Source organism: Arthrobacter sp. NPDC080031 (assembly GCF_040702485.1).
Classification (GTDB): Bacteria; Actinomycetota; Actinomycetes; order Actinomycetales; family Micrococcaceae; genus Arthrobacter.
The window spans coordinates 60766-77851 of sequence record NZ_JBFBLA010000019.1; the positions used below are offsets into that span (position 1 = coordinate 60766).

Consider the following 17086-nt stretch of genomic DNA (forward strand, 5'->3'; position numbering starts at 1 on the left):
TCACCCGCCGACGTACGCCGCCAGGTGCTCGCCGGTCAGGGTGGAGCGGGCTGCGACGAGATCGGCGGGCGGGCCCTCAAACACGACCTTCCCGCCGTCGTGACCGGCGCCCGGGCCGAGGTCGATGATCCAGTCGGCATGCGCCATGACCGCCTGGTGGTGCTCGATGACGATGACAGACTTCCCGGAGTCCACGAGCCGGTCGAGCAGACCGAGCAGCTGTTCGACGTCGGCGAGGTGCAGGCCCGAGGTGGGCTCGTCGAGAACGAGCACACCGCCCTTTTCACCCATGTGGGTGGCCAGTTTGATCCGCTGCCGTTCGCCGCCGGAAAGGGTGGTGAGCGGTTGGCCGAGGCTGAGGTAACCGAGCCCGACGTCGGCAAGCCGCTGCAGGATCGCGTGGGCCGCCGGGATCCTGGATTCGCCCGCGGAGAAGAACTCCTCAGCCTCCTTCACGGACATCGCCAACACCTCAGCGATGTTGCGGCCGCCGAGGCGGTATTCGAGCACCGATGCCTGGAACCGTTTGCCTTCGCACTCTTCGCAGGGGGTGGACACAGTGTCCATGAACCCGAGATCCGTATAGATGACGCCCGCGCCGTTGCAGGTGGGGCATGCGCCCTCGGAGTTCGCGCTGAACAGCGCCGGCTTCACGCCGTTGGACTTCGCGAACGCCTTGCGGATCGGCTCAAGCAGTCCGGTGTAAGTCGCGGGGTTGCTCCGCCGGGAGCCCTTGATAGCCCCTTGATCAATCGAAACGACGCCGTCCCGCTTGGACAGCGAGCCGTGGATCAACGAACTCTTCCCCGAACCGGCGACGCCCGTGACCACAACCAGGACCCCGAGCGGAATGTCGATGTCGAGGTTGCGCAGGTTGTTCTCTCTCGCGCCTCGGATCTCGAGTGCGCCGCGCGATGTCCGCACCGTCTTCTTGAGGGCGGCGCGATCCTCAAGGTGACGCCCGGTCAGGGTTCCGCTGGACCTTAGCCCTTCGAGCGTGCCCTCAAAGACCACTTCGCCACCGGCGGTCCCTGCTCCGGGACCGAGATCGACGACGTGGTCGGCGATCGCGATCGCCTCCGGTTTGTGCTCCACGACGAGCACGGTGTTGCCCTTGTCCCGCAGTTGCAGCAGCAGCTTGTTCATGCGTTGGATGTCGTGCGGGTGCAAGCCGATGGTGGGCTCGTCGAAGACGTAGGTAACGTCCGTGAGCGAGGAGCCCAGATGCCGGATCATCTTGGTGCGCTGCGCTTCCCCGCCGGAGAGCGTTCCTGCCGGCCGGTCGAGCGAGAGATAGCCGAGCCCGATCTCAGCGAACGAATCAAGGAGGTGCCGCAGCCCTTTGAGCAGCGGGGCAACCGACGGCTCGTCCAGACCCCGCACCCATTCTGCGAGGTCGCTGATCTGCATGGAGCATGCGTCGGCGATGCTGATTCCCTTGATCTTCGACGAGCGGGCCGCCTCGGTAAGCCGGGTGCCATCGCAATCGGGACAGGTGGTGAAGGTGATCGCCCGCTCGACGAAGGCACGGATGTGCGGCTGCATTCCCTCCGGGTCCTTGGAGAGCATGGACTTCTGGATCTTCGGGATCAGGCCTTCGTAGGTCAGGTTGATGCCCTCGACCTTGATCTTGGTCGGTTCCTTGTGGAGCAGGTCGTGGAGTTCCTTTTTGGTGTACTTACTGATCGGCTTGTCCATGTCGAAGAAGCCGGAACCGCTGAAGATGCGGCCAAACCAGCCGTCCATGCTGTAGCCGGGGATGGTGAGCGCGCCCTCTGCGAGCGACTTGCTGCTGTCGTACAGCGCGGTCAGATCGAAGTCGGTGACGGAGCCACGCCCTTCGCAGCGTGGGCACATGCCGCCCGTGATGCTGAAACTGCGGCGCTCCTTCGTTGTGGTGCCGCCCCGCTCAACGGTGACCGCGCCGGCGCCTGAGATCGAGGCGACATTGAACGAGAACGCCTGCGGCGATCCGATATGCGGCTGGCCAAGCCGGCTGAAGAGCATGCGCAGCATGGCGTTGGCATCGGTGGCGGTACCCACTGTGGAACGGGGGTTTGCGCCCATTCGCTCCTGGTCGACGATGATCGCGGTCGTGAGTCCCTCGAGCAGGTCCACGTCCGGCCGCGCCATAGTCGGCATGAAACCTTGCACGAAGGTGCTGTACGTTTCGTTGATCATGCGCTGCGATTCCGCGGCGATCGTGGCGAACACGAGGGAGCTCTTGCCCGAACCGGAGACGCCCGTGAACACCGTCAGCCGCCGCTTCGGCAGCTCGATGCTGATGTCCTTGAGGTTGTTCTCCCGCGCGCCCTGCACCCGGATCAGATCGTGGGTGTCAGCGATGTGCAGCTCAGGCGACTGCGTGTCCGTGCTCGTGGCTGTGCTCATCATGTCTCCATCTTTAGCGCGGGTCGTCTTCGCGGTATTCGTCGGCGTCTGGTTGGCTACTGGGGGTCCTGAAGCAGCCCGAGGACGTTGCCGTCCGGGTCGGTGACGGTGGCTACTAAACGGCCGCCTCCGACGTCGTGGGCGGCTTCGTTCACTGTGGCGCCCGCTGCAGTTACTTCGGCCAGCTTCGCCTCGATGTCAGAAACGTGCCAGTAGGCCACGGGCGAGGTCATGTGTTGGGGACCGCCGCCCGGCACCAGCCCGATGTGCTGGCCCGCGACGTCGAAGCCGACGTAATAGGGTCCGTCGGCTTGCGGTTGTATGCCAAGCAGCGCGGCATAAACGGCTTTTGCCGCCGCGAGATCGGAAACGGGGTGCAGCACGGTCTTGATTCCCTCGGTGGAAGAGTCGCTCATGATCACTCCTGAAGTCATTGCGGACGAAGCTGGCGTGGACGATGTTGTCCATGACCGCCATTCTAGGCGCGGCCCGGAAGCGGCGCTTCTCCATTCCTGACCGGTCTGGGAGCACGCTCAGGCCTTGCTGCCGAGGTGCCGGATCAACGCGTCGAGGATCGGCACCTGCCCGCTCACCAGTTTGGCGCGGGCAACGGAGTCCGTGGCCCATATGGCGCCGTCGATCTCCGGGTAGCTCCGGATCACGCCGGATCCCCGCGGCCACTCCAGCTCAAAGGTGTTGCTCACGATTCTCTCGGGGTCGAAGTCCGACTCCGCCGTGAAGGCTGTGATGAGCTTTCCCGACGGTTGGCGGAAAGTTCCCAGCTGGAGGTATTCGACAGAGGGTGCAGCCACGCCCATTTCCTCCGCGAACTCACGCTTGGCGGCGGCCAAGGGATCCTCCTCTTCGAGGTATTCGCCTTTGGGGATGGACCAGGCGCGTGCATCCTTACGGGCCCAGAACGGGCCGCCCATGTGGGCTATCCACACTTCCAATTCCGCAGTGGAGTTTCGACGGTACAACAGAATGCCCGCGCTTCGAACTGTCATTTGCCCTCCCAGGCATAGGTTATCCGCAGGGCCGGGCTGCCGGGATCCGCAGCACTCCCAGGGCCTCAACCAAATACGGGACCGGATCCGAATCCGTCCCCGCGGCCCACTGCATCCACGCCTCGAACGTCGCCCCGAGATAAGCGGCGCACACATAGCCTGCCGCGCTTTCGCTGATGCCCAACTCCATGAGGTAAAGCCGCGCCCGTTCCCGCTGTGGAGCCAGGGCATCGTAGCTTCTGCTCGCCAACTCAGGGCGCTCTGCAATCAGGCGCAGGCGCCCGCGCGTGACGGAAAGGTCCGGGATCGCCGAAGCCCCGGCGATCGCTGCCGCCCGCAATCCCGCGAGGATGCCGCCCTCGGAAGTGTCGCCATCGGCCGGGCCCGCTGTGCGGGCGTTCTCCAGCACCTGTCCCGAGGCTTCCACCACCGGTTCCATGCCGCCCCAGACGAGGTCAGCCTTGCTCGGGAAGTAGCGGTACAGGCTCTTCCGCCCGATTCCAGCCTTGCGTGCGATGTTTTCCATCGACGTTCGTTCGTAGCCGTTCTCGGCAAAAAGCCGGAGCGCGACGCCGGCCACGGCGTCCGGATCGATTGTCGCCGGTCGTCCGGCGGAGCGCGCACCGGCCGGCTTCGTATGGTCTGAAGGCACCTCTCCAGTATCCACTCTTGCATCATGGCACGGAGTGTCATGAGGGGTGCCTGCGCATCGGGAAAGAAGGCGGGCGTGTGGACGCCCTGCGTCTTCAGCCGGTGTAGCCCTCCACTTGTTTTGGGGGCCGTGGCTTGGCCTCGTTCGGGTTCTCCCCGTACTGTCTCTTTGCGCGCCGTTGCCGCAGCAGGTCCCAGCACTGATCCAGGTCCTGTTCAATTCGCTCCAGCCGTGCGCGGTCAGGGGCATGCGCAGGACCAGGCGGGGCCGCCTCTGCCTTCTCCCGGAGTTCCCGCTCCTCCTCCACCAGCGATTGGATGCGGTGCAGAATGCCCTGTTCGTCCATGGTGACCCTCTTCCTGAACTAGCCGTTACCAGTCAGGTTAGTGAGCTGTGCTGGGTGTGAACAGAGGCGGTAGTCGCGGGAGCCATCCCGGCAGTCTGCCGTTTGCGGAATACTAGGACGCAGATTCAGGATTTCCGCAAGCGAAGGCGGTGATTAGCCGTGAACGGCGAAAGCAGTGCATTCAAGCGCCGGCTGGAGCGAGCCATGGAGCTACGGAATGTCCGCGCGAGCGGAATGACGGCCGAGGAAGAAGCCGAACTTGAGGCCGCTGAGGAAGAAGAGCGGCAGAAGCGTAAGAAGGTGGACGACGCCGCGCGGGTGGAATACCTGATCCGCGATGCCATGGCGCAAGGGAAGTTCGACAACCTGAAGTACGCGGGCAAGCCGATCCCGGGGCTGGGGGAGCGCTACGATCCCGATTGGTGGGTCAAAGGCCTCATCCAGCGCGAGCATCTCAGCGGCCTTGGCCCGAAGGCGATTCTGCTCCGGACCGAGGATGCCGAACTGGAGGCAAAGCTCGATGCGCTGTACTCGGAAAAGCAGGTGCGCGAGCTCGTGGAGGACTTCAACGCCCGGGTCATCGACGCACGGCGCCAGCTCCAGGGCGGCCCGCCGGTGATCACGAAAACCCGCGACGTCGGCGTCGAGCTGGAACACTGGCGCGAGCGCCGGGAAGCGGCCGCCCAGGCAAGCGCGGTCCAGGAAGCCGTGAATCAGGACCTTGCGGTCAAGCGGCCGTGGTGGCGTCGCATTTGGAACGGTTCGGGATAGGCCGGGCTCAGCGGCTCGGTTTGGTGTTGAACGCGGGCGTTCCTGCCAGCCGGCCGCCGTCGACGGTGAGGACGGTTCCAGTGACGAACGAGGATTGGTCCGAGCAGAGCCAGAGGGCCGCCGAAGCAACATCGGCCGTGGAGCCGATCCGGCCCAGCGGCACGGCCGCGGCCACACGGTCCTGGGCGGCCTGGCCCGCTCCTGCAAGCCGCTCCGTGAGGATGGGGCCGGGAGCGATCGCGTTGACCCGGATCCCCTTGGAGGCGTAGTCGAGGGCAGCAACCCGTGTCAGGCCGCCGACGCCGAACTTGCTCGCCACATAGCCGCTCATGCCCGCGACCCCTTGTTCGCCTGCTGTGGAGGACATGTTCACGATCGCCCCGCCGCTCCCGCTTGCCAGCATGAGCTCGATTTCGTATTTCAGGCAGAGGAACACTCCGCGCAGGTTGACTGCGATTGCACTGTCGAACTCCGCGCTCGCCCACTCGGCCAGCGGCGCCGGGGCCCGCCCGCCGCCCGCGGCATTGTTGACCGCAACGTCGAGCCGGCCGAAGCGGTCCCGGATTTGCGCCATCAGGGCTTTCACCGAGTCCTCATCACCCACATCCGCGGGGATGGCTACGGCGCTCCCGCCGGCCGCCGCGATAGCGGCGACCTTCTCGGACAAGCCCGCGCCGTCACGCGAGGCAAGGACGATGTCTGCCCCGGCGCCAGCCAGCGCGGTGGCGATTTCCGCCCCGATTCCGCGGCTCGCTCCGGTGACGAGCGCGACCTTGCCGGACAGCGACCGGGTGGGATCCGCCGTCGTCATGGTGTTGTCCGGCTTGCGCCGCGCGTTTGGCTTGCGCCGGGCGTTTGGCTTGCGCCGGGCGCGTGTCCGCGGGGCTCTTGGTTCGCGGCAGCCCGGTTGCGTGGGAGGAGGAAGCCGGCAGCAACCAGCCAGAGAAGGCCGCCGAAACGTCCGATCGGCAGCAGGAACTGAAGAGGCTCGATCGCCATGGAAAGGAAGCTCAATTCGGACAGTGCGGCAATGACCAGGCCGGTCCACGCCAGCCAACGGGGCATGAAGCCCAGGATCAGGGCCGGGACTGCGATACCCGCCACGAGGAGGCCGATTCCGACGACGAATCCGACCCCTCCGGTGATGAACGCGAGGAACGCGAGTGCGTGGGTGAGGGTGACATCCGTGGTGATTTCGGGCCGGCTCAGCAGCCACGTCACGGACCCCGACAGCATCAGGAAGATGGCTGCGCTGACGCCGCCAAAGAAGCTGATGGCCGGTCCGGGAACGCGCACGCCGAGCCGGAGCTGCCGGGCGTAGACGGTGGCCGCGTAGATCCCCAACGGCACGGCGGAGCCGAATTGGAGCATGCCGCCGACCCGCATGGCAGCGACGTTTTGCTGGAAGAATGCGGCCACCTGCCCCGTGGAAGCAAAGGGCGAGACGAACGTTTGGCCGCCTGTCAGGACTGCGGACGTGATGAGGCTGGCGAGGAAAATGCCCAGGCTCACGAGGGCAAGGACGCCGGGGTGTGGGCCGCCTGACCGGGCTGGACGGCCTTCGCCGGGAATCGAACGACTACTCATGGCTGAACCTTTCTCGTAGTGCTGAACCTTCGTAATTGAATCACTATTGAAATGGTTCACCTCTAGAATTGTTCTGTCAAGCATGTATTCTGAATCCATGGACTTAGCCACACCGGGCCGGCCGAAACGGACTGCCTTTCTCTTGTCGCAGCTAGGCGCCGTAGCGTCGTCGCGATTTGCCGACCGCACTCGGGAAATCGGCCTCACGCCGAGCGACGCCGGTGTCATCCGCCTTCTCGGACGCGCCCCCGGGCTGAGCCAGCGCTCCCTTGCGGACAGGCTCGGCGCTGTCCCCAGCCGGGTGGTTTCACTCATCGACTCGCTGCAGGACCGCGGCCTCGTGGAGAGGGTACGCAGCAGCACGGACCGGCGGAACTATGAACTCCACCTCACGGACGCCGGCAAACGCGTACTGCGCGAACTGCGCGGGATTGCCGAACAGCATGAAGCGGAACTTTTGGCGCCGCTGACAGACGAGCAGGCCACGCAACTTGGCGCGCTTCTCTCGCAGCTCGCCAGCGGTCACGGACTGGACAGCGACCTCCACCGCGATGTCGGACGCGACGGCGGAACTGGCGGCGGGCGCGACGGCGGACGGAAGGCCTGATCGGGCGCTCGAGCCGCGTGCCGCCGTCGGGAGCTGCCATGACAATAAGGGCACGATTTTCTCCGTTATGTGGGGAATAGCAGCTGCATGGTGTATGTTGCACATTCGCCAGCAAACACACAAGAGAAGAGATAACCCCAGGTGGCAACCGATTACGACGAACTCCGCTCCGACGTCGCGGAATCCCAAAGCACGTCACTTCAGGCACTGCAGTCTGCCAACGCTCCGGACGCTCGCAGCGTTGTACGGGAGCTGGACGAGGCCGATGCTTTTGAAGGCAACGAGGTACCAGGCGGCGAGTTCGTGGCCGAGGAACTGATCATTGCGGTCGTTCCCCAGAAGGAAGACGAGTTCACCTGCTACTCGTGTTTCCTCGTCCGTCACCGCTCCCAGATTGCCCGTGAAAAGAACGGCCACGCGTACTGCGTAGAGTGCGAAGGCTGAGCCTCTGACGCCCGGCGCCGTCCGTCACAATCCGGGCCCCGACAGTTGCGTTCCTCACAGGGGATTTAAGCGCTTCTTCTTGGCGAGCTTTTCATAGCGGGCCTCGGAGTCCGCGGCTCGCTGCTCTTCGGCAGCGAGCAGGGGGCCATAAGGCGAGCTGTCCTCCACCGGTCCGCCCATATCGTTTGCGAGCCGGAGCAGCACCGAACGGCTGACAACGCTGTCCTGGTGCTCTCCTAGGATCTTCTGGATCTTTTGGGCGCGACGGGCCAACTTCGCTGCGGGTTTACCGTGGACGTCCTGCAGGGCTTCGGCTGCATGCCGCAGCCGTTTCGCATCTTTGCGGATTTGGTGCAACGCCATGTCATGTTGTGCGCCAGCCTCCCGGGTCGCGGCCTTCTGGGACCGGCGCACCCGCTTGATCGCTTTCGCGGCGAGCTTGGCCGTGACGGGACGGGCCTTCTTCCCGGCACGGGGTCTTGTGGGAGGCTCGTCGCGGAATTTCTCAAGCGCGTCCAGAAGCCGGAAATAGCGTTTCGTTCCCAAGGAGCGGAGCATCCCGCGGTACCCTGAGTTGAAAGCTTCCTCGAGTTCGGCGTTGATCCTGGTGGCAGCCGAAGCGGGCACGACGCCATCGGGTTGGTCATTCAGCAGTTCCCCGATCCGGTCGCGCAGCACCTCTGCATCCCGGGCCTTGCCTAGCACCTTGGTCAGCCATTTCAGTTCCGCCTTGAGCTGGTCCCCGGCTTCGGCGTCGAAGAGCTTGCCGTAGGCGGACAAAGCCGAGCGGAGCCTGCGGGCGGCCGAGCGCATGCCGTGGACGGCGTCGTCGGCGCCTTGCCGGACACCGGAGTCCAGTGCCGTGATTTCGGCGATCTGTGCGGCTATGTAGGCAACCACTGCGTCTCCCGCGGAACCCTTCGGGCGCGCTTTTGGTGGTGTGGGCACGGCGGATGGCCAGGCGGTCCCGAATGCGCGGGCCAGTTTTGAAGCATGTCCGGAAGGGCTTGCGCCGGCCACTGACAGAACGCGCTCCGCACTCTCAAACAGGTCTTTATCGCCGTGCACCAGTTCGAATTCCCATTCCCGCCATTTCCGCTCCAATTGCATTGGGTGCAAGGTCTCGGCCGTCACATGGTCATCCGCGAAGTCGGCCAGGGTGACATCCTCGCTTCCGTGCAGCCGATGCAAAGTGCGGCGGGTATGGATCCGGGCCACGGGCCTGAGTTCTTCGCCACGGGTGAATACGAGGAGCCGCTCCGCCAGTTCCTCGGGAACGGCCTCAGGCTGCCCTAGGGGCGCATGGATTTCCACACGGGTGTCCCGGTCTGCCGGCAGCTTCAGATGCCAGCCTGAGTCGGTGCCTCCGGTGCGGCGTCGCAAGGTGATGCGGTGCTTGGCAAGGGTGAGGCCGTCCGTGTCGAAGTAGACGGCCTCAAGTTGATGATCTGCCGGGTCAGCGACCCGTTCGACGCCGGTGATGTCCACGAACGCGGGGAGGGGCGTTTCCAAGTCAGCGTCGTACTTGCGTTCTGTTTCCACGGAATCCTGGGTCGACATGTCGTTTCCCGTCCTTCTCGAATCTGGTCCGCACCTATAGGCATCCTCCCACTAGGCCTCGTGCAGGGAAAGACCAGCGCAGGGTAGCGCGCGATCGCCTTGGGCTTGAGCCGGATGTCCTGCACGGCGGTCATCTCCTTGGGCTGTCGAATCCGGCGGGGGTTGCCGACTACCTCTTGCGACGATGAGTTTTTGCAACCTGAGGCGTCCGATTCCCTAGACCGGAATCGGCCCAAGCCCTAAGATCACTCTGACGGCACCAGCCCTGGCTGATCGATGTCCGTCGCGGTCTCACCCTCAGCGTGAGCGCCGGGTCCGTTCCGCGACTCCTGGGTCTTCGAACGGACCCGGTCGGCCTCTGCTTGCCACTCGACGGCGATACCGTTGCGGTCCGCTTAACGCCCGAAGGAACAAACCGCGCGATAGTTAGAGAGTAATTACTCGTAGATGGTGACTACGACCCGCCAACGGAGGATGCTTGATTGGTGGGAGGAAAAATCATGACACGAGATGTGAGTCATTTCGAGCACCTATCGGCGTGGACAGAAAACGACATGAAGCCAGCCGTCGGCAAGTTGCTGCGCGGCAGTGGCATGCCTTCCGAGCAGCCGGAAGACAGCCGTCCGTCGCCCTTGGATTTCCAGATCCCTGATGAACTGGACCGCGCCCTGGAATCGGCTTCACAAACGCTCAGCCTCACGCCCAGCGAGATCCTGCGCGAGGCCCTGTCCGAATGGCTGGGGACCCACGGACAGCCAGCCACGGGCCACCATCCGTTCGGGAAGCACGCCGCGCTTTAACGTGCGCCAGCTTCCCGAGGGCTGGGCATCCACGGCCAGCCCCCGGGTATGGAATGCAAACTGCCTTTAGCCGCCGCAGTACTTGCTGTAATTGGTGCCCGCGTTCTGGTAGTCGTTCTTCATCCCATTGAGCTTCGCGGTATCAGGGTTGTCCTTCGAGGACTCGTCCAGATAGTCCACAAGCGTCTTCAGGGTGGGCTTCAGCTCATCCGAGGACACGGCTTCGATCGGGCGGAGCTGGTTGGCTACGCGGATGGTTCCCGTTTTGTCCGTGGTGTTGGTGGGGTTCGAGATGACGGTCTTGACCCGGCTGCAGGTGTCCGCGGTGCTCAGCTGCTGCGATGCGGAGCAGGCTGAAGCGGAGAGGAGGAGTCCGGCCGCGAGCAGGGTTGTGGTGATTTTCTTCATGGTTCCCTCAGTAGTTGCTGACGTTTGATTGTAAGCAGACGGGGCGTGGCGCCCAATGCGGGCAAAGCCGGCGGAACGGTCCGTTTCGTACTGCCCGGGGTCGGATGGGTACAGAGGAGGGGCGCCTCGGCTGTCCGGCCGAGGCGCCCCTGCAGTGTTTGAAGCGCGCTGGGTCAGCGTTGGGGGAGGGTTTTGGTCCCCTCGATCTGCACGGCCTGCAGCTTGTTCGGGTCCAAGCCAAGGGTCTTCAGGATGGTCGGCGCAATCTGCGTCGTCTCGACAGCGGTGGTTACGGTCCGGGCGTGTTCGTCGTTGGCACCCGAGATTACGAGCGGCACATCGCGGTCGTCCGCGCTGGCTCCGCCGTGTTCGGCGATCTTGGCCTTGCCGCCGGTGTAAACCACGCCGGTCTGGGCGATGCCCAGGATGTCCGGGTAGCGTGCGTCGCTGGTTTGGGTGCCGAAGTAGTTTGCAACTTCGCTGCCCGCGTAGACCTTGCTCAACCCCGAGGTTGTCACGGTCTTGGCAGCTCCGTTGATGTCGTTACCGGCGGCAGAGTGCGCTGCCAGGTAATCCTTGGCGAACTGCGCGGCCGCCTGCGAGTGGTCCGAAAGCCACAGCTGCATGATGTCGTCGTCGGTAGAGAACGCGACGAGGTCTGCGGTGCCGGGGTGTGCGGACTTCCACGCCGCGTTCAGGCCGTCGATGATTGCGCTGTCAGGGACCCTCGTCAGCGTCGAAGAGTCCATCGGTGACTGACCGTGCTTGGCAGAAAGGATCACTGTTGTGTCCTTGGCGCGGCCGGAAGCGGCCAGTGCGGACTCGAACTTCCCCACGGAAGCGTTGACGAAGTCCAGGGCTTTGCTCAAGAGCGGCCCGGGAACTGTACCGCCCTGAAGATAACCGCCGGTGAGGCCGTCCGACGTCGGGAGCTTCTGTGCCGTCGAGACGGCCTGGAAGTTCATCCCGAAGATGCCCGGCACTTCGGCCGTCTTGGTACCGGAGTGGTCCTTGCCGTCGATTTCGTTCAGCACGGCCTGGACCTTGTAACCGTCGTACTGCTGGGTCGCGGCGTTGTCCTGCGTCCAGTCGCCGGTGAACGGAGATGCGGCCTTGCTGTTGATTTCCGGGGTGAACAGGTCATCCAGGCCCTTGCCCGAAGGGCCGTTCAGGATTTCGTAGGCCGGGTGCTTGTCCGACCACGCAGTGGTCAGGCCAGCGCTCTTGGCGACTTCGAAGACCGTGTTTACCTTCAAATACTGGTGCGGGTAGACCGGCTCGCAGGTTGCCGGGTCAACCGGGAGGGCGGCCGGGTCAAGGAGCGTGCCGGGCTGTCCCGTCATGTTCAGGATGCTTGCCGGAAGACCGGGCAAGCCTTGGCCGGCGTCGAGCGCGTTCTGGTTCTTGTCTGCGGCTTCGGTGAATGCCACTTCGGCGCCGGGCGCCGTGTTCTTGCAGTCCGTTGTGCCCGCGGGCAGCAGGGCCCGGTTGAAGGTGTCGTCGTAGTAGACCCCTGTGGTCCCGGGATTGCCGCCGGTCAGCTGGCCGACCAGGCCCGGGAAGGAATCCGAAGGCACCGGAGTCTGGGCGTGCGTGTAGCTGGTGCCGTGGTTGACCAGCGCCGCAAGGGCCGACGTCGGGTGGTTCTTCACATACAAGTCCAGATCCTTCTGGTGGAGGCCGTCCACCGAAAGCAGCAGGACATGCTTGGAGGTTTCACCCTGGCCGCCCTGGTCCTTGTTGCGGTCTGGTCCCTGCTGGCCCTGGACGTTCTGGCCACCGCGTGAAGCGTCGTCGGCCATCGCCGGAGCCACCGCGGATCCGGCCATGAGCACGGCCCCCAGGACCGCTGCTGTGGCAAGCCCGTTCTTCTTGGCTGTCTTCATCAAAATAAGACCCTTCGCTATTGCGTTCTTATCGATCGAGAATGCGTCCCCCGGATGATTCTTGTTGCGGGGGAGGGTCTCCGTCCCGCCGATGGGGCCTCACCGCCGAAACGTTCACGACAGATTCAATTGCGGGTGGCCGAACTCTTCCGAAACTCACAGGAAACCCGCGTACCCCCGCCGGCGACCGGGGGTACGCGGGCTACTGGCCAGGAATTCTGAAGCTCAGTGCGAAGGAGTCGGCGTAGGTGTCCCCGCCATGGACGGGGGCGGCGCAGGGAAGCCCGTTGCCGGGTACAGTCCGCCGACCTGGGTCATGTAGTTGGCCCACTGCGGACCGGCCAGCATGTAGCCGTCAACGGCCGGGTAGAACTTGCCGTTGATGGTGACGTTCTGTCCGGCCCGGGTATGTCCTGCCATGGTGTCGCCGAAGAAGGACGCCGTGGCGAGCCCGGTGGTGTATCCGACAACCCAGGTGGAGCCGTTGCTGTTGTTGGTTCCCGTTTTTGCCGCGGTGGGGAACCGGTCCTGGACTTTCGGTTGGATGTAGACGCCGGATCCCTGTTTCAGGACGTCCTGGAGAACCGAGTTGACGCCGCGGGCAACCTCGGGCTTGATGGCAGGGTGGCATGAACTGGCTTGGGCGGGCAGCTTCCCGCCGGATGGATCCGTGATGCCCACTATCGCGATCGGTGCGCAGTACGTGCCGTCGTTGGCGAACGTGGCAAAGGCGTCGGCCAGCACAAGGGGAGCGACTTCGGTGCCCCCGAGGAGGTTGCCCAGTTGGTGCATGTTCACGGGTGCGTTGTCCACGCCACTGTGGAGACCCACCGCATCCACCACTTTCTGGATGCCGCAGAAGTCCAGTTGGGCCGCCTCGGCAAAGGTTGCGGTGTTGATGGAGTTGTAGAGCCCGTAATTGACGGGCATGGGACGGTAGTAACCCTCGTCGTTGTTGCGGAGATCGTCCGCCGTGCCGAGGCCTGCGACTTTCTGGGCCGTGCTGTACCCGCCGAGTACCTTCCCGCAGCTGTCCCTCCAGGGGAATCCGAGCGGATAGACCCTCTGCGACGCGTCCACCACCGTGGTCATGGACTTGCCCTCGTTGAGCCACTCCGTGAAAGTGAACGGCTTCATGGCCGAACCAGGCTGGAACCCTCCGGCGCCGTTCAGGTCATTGCCGTTGGCGTCTTTGGAATCGACATTGAAGTTGAGCTGGGTATCGAATTTTCCGGGTTCGGGAAGAAATACCGTGTTCTGTGCCATGGCCAGGATCTTGCCCGTGCCGGGCTGCACCGTGACCAAGGAGGCGCCCCACTTGTCCGGGTTCGCGCCTGCCGTGGCATCGACCTGCGTCTGGGCGACTGCCTGCAGCCGGCTGTCCAACGTGGTGGTGATCGTCAAGCCGCCGCTGTACAGGAGCTGTTCCCGGTCCGTGACGCTGGCACCGTAGGCCGGGTCGTTGAGGACGAGGTGGGAGATGTAGTCGCAAAAGTACGCAGCCATGTTTGCGGCGGCGCAGCCTTGCTTCGCTGGCGTGATGGCGAGCTTCAGGGGGGTGGCGACGGCGGCCGCATACGCTGCCTGCTGTATCTTGCCCTGGGCGAGCATGTCGGACAGCACCAGGTTGCGGCGTTGGATGGAGTTGTCGGGATGGACGGAGGGGTCGAAGTAGCTGGGACTGTTGACCAGGCCGGCGAGCAGGGCTGCCTGCGGAAGGCTCAGGTCCTTGGCGGAAACGCTGAAGAAGTGCTGCGCCGCGGCTTCGATGCCGTATGCGTCCCGGTTGAAGAAGACGATGTTGAGGTAGCCCTCCAGGATCTGGTCCTTCGTGAATTTCTTCTCCAGTTCGACGGCGAGTTTCATTTCGCGCACCTTGTCGCCAATGGATTTCTGACCGCTGAGCACCACTTGTCCGGTCTTGCCTGCCGCCAAACGGGACTCGTTGAGTACATTGGTCACGTACTGCTGGGTCAGGGTCGATGCACCCTCGTTGGTGTGTTTGGTGAAATTGGACGCCAATGCCCTGAGAATCCCTTGGGGGTCGACGCCGCCGTGCTCGTAGAAGCGGTTGTCCTCGATGGCGACAATCGCTTCCTTGATGTAGGGCGACATCTGGTCCAGGCTGACCCGAACACGGTTCTCGGCAAAAAAGGTGGCGATCTTCTTTCCGTCTGCGCTGAGCACTTTGGTCGACTGTGACGGCGCGTTGACCACCAGATCACCCGGGAGGTTGTCGAAGTACTGGATCGAACCGCTGACGGCCATCCCGGCCGACGCCACACCGGGGACTACTAGTCCGGCGGCCAATACGCCGCAAACCGCACTCACCAGGAAGAATCCGAAGACCCTTCGCAGGACTCTGGCCAAACCACTTTTCGGGTTGTTCTTCGGCGCCATTTTTCCAGCTATCAACCGTGCGTCTTTATAGATTACGCCGACATTCCACGCGTCACATAGGCCCCGAAATCCTTGGCGACATGGCCCCGGCGGTTATGTTCGTCACTTCGCCCGCGCGCTGACCCGGTCTGGCGTTTTTCCGGATGCATACTGAAGTTATCCGGGCGCGGTGATGGAAGGCAGGTGGCAGCCGGTGGAGACATTGATGGCTGTTGTGAGGAGCGAGTATTTTCCGGCGGGAGCGGTGCTCTTGGGCGTGGTTTTGTTCTGGACACTCGGCTTGCTCGGGGGGTTGTCCTGGTTGAGCGGAGCTCAGCAGCCCTTGGCCATCCTGACGTGGATGATCTTCATCTACGGCGTGGTCGTGCTGTCTCCCATCGCCGGAATCTGGGCCGCCGTTGACCTTGCCCGCCGCTGGTTGCGGAACCGCCAGGCTCGCCGCCAGCAGCTCGGGTCGGCCGACGTCGAGTCCCTCTAGTCCCCACCGGCTCCCAGCCTTCGCAAGCTCAGGCCGGGTCCCGCGCCGGCGTGGGCCCAGACCGGCGGGGGCCCAGGCGATAGCCTGAGGCTAGCGCCTGCCAACGATCGGGCCGCACGGAACGAGGACTCCCTATGATCACACGCGTCGACGTCGATGAAGCTGCCGCCCGGATTGCGGGGAGGATCCGCCGCACACCCGTTTTCGAGGCGGATGCCGGGACGGTGCCCGGGCAATTGTGGTTCAAATGCGAGTTCATGCAGCACACGGGGACGTTCAAGACGAGGGGCGCTTTCAACCGCGTGCTGGCCGCCCGGGAGCGCGGCGAGCTGAAGGACGATGTCGGAATCGTCGTCGCCTCCGGAGGCAACGCGGGGCTGGCGAATGCCTATGCCGCGGCGCAACTCGGGGTGCCCGCGACCGTTTTTGTCCCCGAGACCGCACCGGCCGTGAAGGTCAAGAAGCTCAAGGCCAGCGGAGCCACGGTGGTCCAGCGCGGAACCGAGTACGCCGAAGCGTTTGATGCCGCCCTCGAGTTCGCCGCCGAAACCGGCGCAGTCTACTGCCACGCTTATGACCAAGCCGAAATCGCGGCTGGCGCCGGCACCGTCGGCTCGGAGCTTCTGGAACAGCTGGACGGCATAGACACCGTGGTGGTGGCCGTTGGAGGCGGCGGACTCATGGCGGGAATCGCGGCCGCCGTCGAAGGTCACGCCCGGGTTATCGGCGTCGAGCCGGACAATGCTCCCACTCTCTTTTCGGCCCTCGCCGCAGGGGCACCCGTTGACGTTGCCGTCTCCGGGATCGCCGCGGATTCCCTGGGGGCCCGGCAGATCGGCCGGATCGGTTTCGAGGTGGCCGTCCGCACAGGCGTCCGGACGGTCCTGGTGTCCGACGACGACATCGCCGCGGCGCGCTCCCTGCTCTGGGAGCAGTACCGGATTGTCGTCGAACATGGCGCGGCCGCCGCTTTCGCGGCCGTGAACTCCGGAGCGTATGTCCCGGCAGAAGGGGAACGCGTGGCCGTGATCCTCTGTGGCGCCAATACCGATCCCGCCACGGTCTGAAGTGGCCTGCCGTGGCCCTGCCGCGAGACCTCGACAGTTGCTAAGCTCAAGCCACAATGCCGGGGCACGCAAAACCGCTTCATGAACGGACAGGTGACATGTGCGATTGATCATCATGGGCCCTCCTGGCTCGGGCAAGGGTACCCAGGCTGAGCACATCGCCGGGCACTTCGGCATACCTGCCATTTCCACCGGGGATATCTTCCGCGCGCACGTCGGCGGCAAGACAGAACTCGGAGCCGAAGCCAGCAAGTACATGGACCGCGGTGAGTTCGTGCCCGATCATGTCACCAATGCCATGATCCGTCAGCGGCTTGGCGACGCCGACGTCCTGGCAGGATTCCTCCTGGACGGATATCCCCGCACGACGGCGCAGATCGAGGCATTGGACGGCATTCTGGCCGGCAACCAGCAGCGGCTGGATGCCGTGGTCGAACTAGCGGTCGACGACGACGAGGTCGTCGCGCGGATGCTCCGCAGGGCGCAGGAGCAGGGCCGAAGCGACGACACAGCACCGGTGATCCGACGTCGGCTGGAACTTTACCGTAACGAGACACAGGCAGTGGTTGAGCGATACTCCGAACGCGGAATCGTGCTCGCGGTGGACGGTTCCGGCCAGCGGGAAGAGATCACGGCCAAGGCAATAGCTGCCATTGAATCAGCACTAGGAAAGGGACTGTGA

Annotated in this window: 18 protein-coding genes; 7 read left to right on the forward strand and 11 right to left on the reverse strand. The window is 64.3% G+C overall.

The genetic code is table 11. The features are described 5' to 3' along the window. From AB0323_RS16255 to AB0323_RS16275, 5 genes are all read right to left on the reverse strand, one after another. Positions 1–2391 (reverse strand): excinuclease ABC subunit UvrA, encoded by a 2391-nt coding sequence (locus AB0323_RS16255; RefSeq protein WP_366178275.1) that lies wholly within the window; start codon positions 2389–2391, stop codon positions 1–3. Between the two features lie 56 nt (positions 2392–2447). Next, complete coding sequence (locus AB0323_RS16260) at positions 2448–2807, reverse strand: VOC family protein (protein WP_364539572.1); 360 nt, start codon at positions 2805–2807, stop codon at positions 2448–2450. Between the two features lie 117 nt (positions 2808–2924). Continuing rightward, complete coding sequence (locus AB0323_RS16265) at positions 2925–3398, reverse strand: NUDIX domain-containing protein (protein ID WP_366178240.1); 474 nt, start codon at positions 3396–3398, stop codon at positions 2925–2927. Positions 3399–3417: 19 nt separating this feature from the next. Further along, the gene (locus tag AB0323_RS16270; RefSeq protein ID WP_366178241.1) at positions 3418–4065 is read right to left on the reverse strand and encodes a TetR family transcriptional regulator; all 648 of its coding nucleotides are present in this window, start codon (positions 4063–4065) and stop codon (positions 3418–3420) included. Between the two features lie 79 nt (positions 4066–4144). After that, the gene (locus AB0323_RS16275; RefSeq protein WP_234753344.1) at positions 4145–4396 is read right to left on the reverse strand and encodes a DUF2630 family protein; all 252 of its coding nucleotides are present in this window, start codon (positions 4394–4396) and stop codon (positions 4145–4147) included. Positions 4397–4555: 159 nt separating this feature from the next. Between AB0323_RS16275 and AB0323_RS16280 the strand changes: the two genes are divergently transcribed. Beyond that, entirely contained in the window at positions 4556–5167 is a 612-nt protein-coding gene (locus tag AB0323_RS16280; protein ID WP_366178242.1) for a DUF1992 domain-containing protein, read from the forward strand. A gap of 7 nt (positions 5168–5174) precedes the next feature. On the opposite strand, the gene AB0323_RS16285 is transcribed toward AB0323_RS16280, so the two are convergent. Beyond that, positions 5175–5978 (reverse strand): SDR family NAD(P)-dependent oxidoreductase, encoded by an 804-nt coding sequence (locus tag AB0323_RS16285; RefSeq protein WP_366178243.1) that lies wholly within the window; start codon positions 5976–5978, stop codon positions 5175–5177. Next, entirely contained in the window at positions 5975–6754 is a 780-nt protein-coding gene (locus tag AB0323_RS16290) for a hypothetical protein (RefSeq protein ID WP_366178244.1), read from the reverse strand. Before AB0323_RS16290 ends, AB0323_RS16285 begins: the two co-directional genes overlap by 4 nt. Before the next feature lie 97 nt (positions 6755–6851). Here AB0323_RS16290 and AB0323_RS16295 point away from each other — a divergent pair, with 97 nt between their 5' ends. Together AB0323_RS16295 and AB0323_RS16300 are read left to right on the forward strand one after the other, a co-directional pair. Continuing rightward, positions 6852–7361, forward strand: coding sequence for a MarR family transcriptional regulator (locus AB0323_RS16295; RefSeq protein ID WP_366178245.1), 510 nt, complete (start codon positions 6852–6854; stop codon positions 7359–7361). A gap of 141 nt (positions 7362–7502) precedes the next feature. Continuing rightward, positions 7503–7805, forward strand: a complete 303-nt coding sequence (locus AB0323_RS16300; protein WP_059389433.1) for a DUF4193 domain-containing protein — start codon at positions 7503–7505, stop codon at positions 7803–7805. A gap of 54 nt (positions 7806–7859) precedes the next feature. Here the strand turns inward: AB0323_RS16300 and AB0323_RS16305 are convergent, their stop codons facing one another. Continuing rightward, positions 7860–9365 (reverse strand): CYTH and CHAD domain-containing protein, encoded by a 1506-nt coding sequence (locus tag AB0323_RS16305; protein ID WP_366178246.1) that lies wholly within the window; start codon positions 9363–9365, stop codon positions 7860–7862. Between the two features lie 500 nt (positions 9366–9865). On the opposite strand from AB0323_RS16305, the gene AB0323_RS16310 reads away from it, so the two are divergent. After that, a complete protein-coding gene (locus AB0323_RS16310) occupies positions 9866–10165 on the forward strand; it encodes a hypothetical protein (RefSeq protein WP_366178247.1) in 300 nt (99 codons plus the stop codon). Between the two features lie 66 nt (positions 10166–10231). Here the strand turns inward: AB0323_RS16310 and AB0323_RS16315 are convergent, their stop codons facing one another. From AB0323_RS16315 to AB0323_RS16325, 3 genes are all read right to left on the reverse strand, one after another. Next, on the reverse strand, positions 10232–10573 hold the full coding sequence (locus tag AB0323_RS16315) for a hypothetical protein (protein WP_364539545.1): 342 nt from the start codon (positions 10571–10573) through the stop codon (positions 10232–10234). 173 nt (positions 10574–10746) lie between these two features. Then, positions 10747–12459, reverse strand: coding sequence for an alkaline phosphatase family protein (locus AB0323_RS16320; protein WP_366178248.1), 1713 nt, complete (start codon positions 12457–12459; stop codon positions 10747–10749). Between the two features lie 225 nt (positions 12460–12684). After that, positions 12685–14859 carry a transglycosylase domain-containing protein gene (locus tag AB0323_RS16325; protein WP_366178249.1) on the reverse strand — a complete coding sequence of 725 codons (2175 nt, stop codon included), beginning with the start codon at positions 14857–14859 and terminating at the stop codon, positions 12685–12687. 205 nt (positions 14860–15064) lie between these two features. Here AB0323_RS16325 and AB0323_RS16330 point away from each other — a divergent pair, with 205 nt between their 5' ends. The 3 genes from AB0323_RS16330 (at position 15065) to AB0323_RS16340 (ending at position 17086) form a co-directional block, all read left to right on the forward strand. Then, positions 15065–15337 carry a hypothetical protein gene (locus tag AB0323_RS16330; RefSeq protein WP_366178250.1) on the forward strand — a complete coding sequence of 91 codons (273 nt, stop codon included), beginning with the start codon at positions 15065–15067 and terminating at the stop codon, positions 15335–15337. Positions 15338–15471: 134 nt separating this feature from the next. Beyond that, the gene (locus tag AB0323_RS16335) at positions 15472–16404 is read left to right on the forward strand and encodes a threonine/serine dehydratase (RefSeq protein WP_366178251.1); all 933 of its coding nucleotides are present in this window, start codon (positions 15472–15474) and stop codon (positions 16402–16404) included. A 106-nt stretch (positions 16405–16510) separates the two neighbouring features. Next, complete coding sequence (locus AB0323_RS16340; RefSeq protein WP_366178276.1) at positions 16511–17086, forward strand: adenylate kinase; 576 nt, start codon at positions 16511–16513, stop codon at positions 17084–17086.

What these genes read in the sequence shown, in the direction of transcription:
- AB0323_RS16290 (WP_366178244.1), bottom strand. Translation starts at nt 6,754, where the DNA reads ATGAGTAGTCGTTCGATTCCCGGCGAAGGCCGTCCAGCCCGGTCAGGC.
- AB0323_RS16330 (WP_366178250.1), top strand. Translation starts at nt 15,065, where the DNA reads ATGGCTGTTGTGAGGAGCGAGTATTTTCCGGCGGGAGCGGTGCTCTTG.
- AB0323_RS16305 (WP_366178246.1), bottom strand. Translation starts at nt 9,365, where the DNA reads ATGTCGACCCAGGATTCCGTGGAAACAGAACGCAAGTACGACGCTGAC.
- AB0323_RS16320 (WP_366178248.1), bottom strand. Translation starts at nt 12,459, where the DNA reads ATGAAGACAGCCAAGAAGAACGGGCTTGCCACAGCAGCGGTCCTGGGG.
- AB0323_RS16325 (WP_366178249.1), bottom strand. Translation starts at nt 14,859, where the DNA reads ATGGCGCCGAAGAACAACCCGAAAAGTGGTTTGGCCAGAGTCCTGCGA.
- AB0323_RS16295 (WP_366178245.1), top strand. Translation starts at nt 6,852, where the DNA reads ATGGACTTAGCCACACCGGGCCGGCCGAAACGGACTGCCTTTCTCTTG.
- AB0323_RS16315 (WP_364539545.1), bottom strand. Translation starts at nt 10,573, where the DNA reads ATGAAGAAAATCACCACAACCCTGCTCGCGGCCGGACTCCTCCTCTCC.
- AB0323_RS16265 (WP_366178240.1), bottom strand. Translation starts at nt 3,398, where the DNA reads ATGACAGTTCGAAGCGCGGGCATTCTGTTGTACCGTCGAAACTCCACT.
- AB0323_RS16255 (WP_366178275.1), bottom strand. Translation starts at nt 2,391, where the DNA reads ATGAGCACAGCCACGAGCACGGACACGCAGTCGCCTGAGCTGCACATC.
- AB0323_RS16310 (WP_366178247.1), top strand. Translation starts at nt 9,866, where the DNA reads ATGACACGAGATGTGAGTCATTTCGAGCACCTATCGGCGTGGACAGAA.
- AB0323_RS16260 (WP_364539572.1), bottom strand. Translation starts at nt 2,807, where the DNA reads ATGAGCGACTCTTCCACCGAGGGAATCAAGACCGTGCTGCACCCCGTT.
- AB0323_RS16285 (WP_366178243.1), bottom strand. Translation starts at nt 5,978, where the DNA reads ATGACGACGGCGGATCCCACCCGGTCGCTGTCCGGCAAGGTCGCGCTC.
- AB0323_RS16335 (WP_366178251.1), top strand. Translation starts at nt 15,472, where the DNA reads ATGATCACACGCGTCGACGTCGATGAAGCTGCCGCCCGGATTGCGGGG.
- AB0323_RS16275 (WP_234753344.1), bottom strand. Translation starts at nt 4,396, where the DNA reads ATGGACGAACAGGGCATTCTGCACCGCATCCAATCGCTGGTGGAGGAG.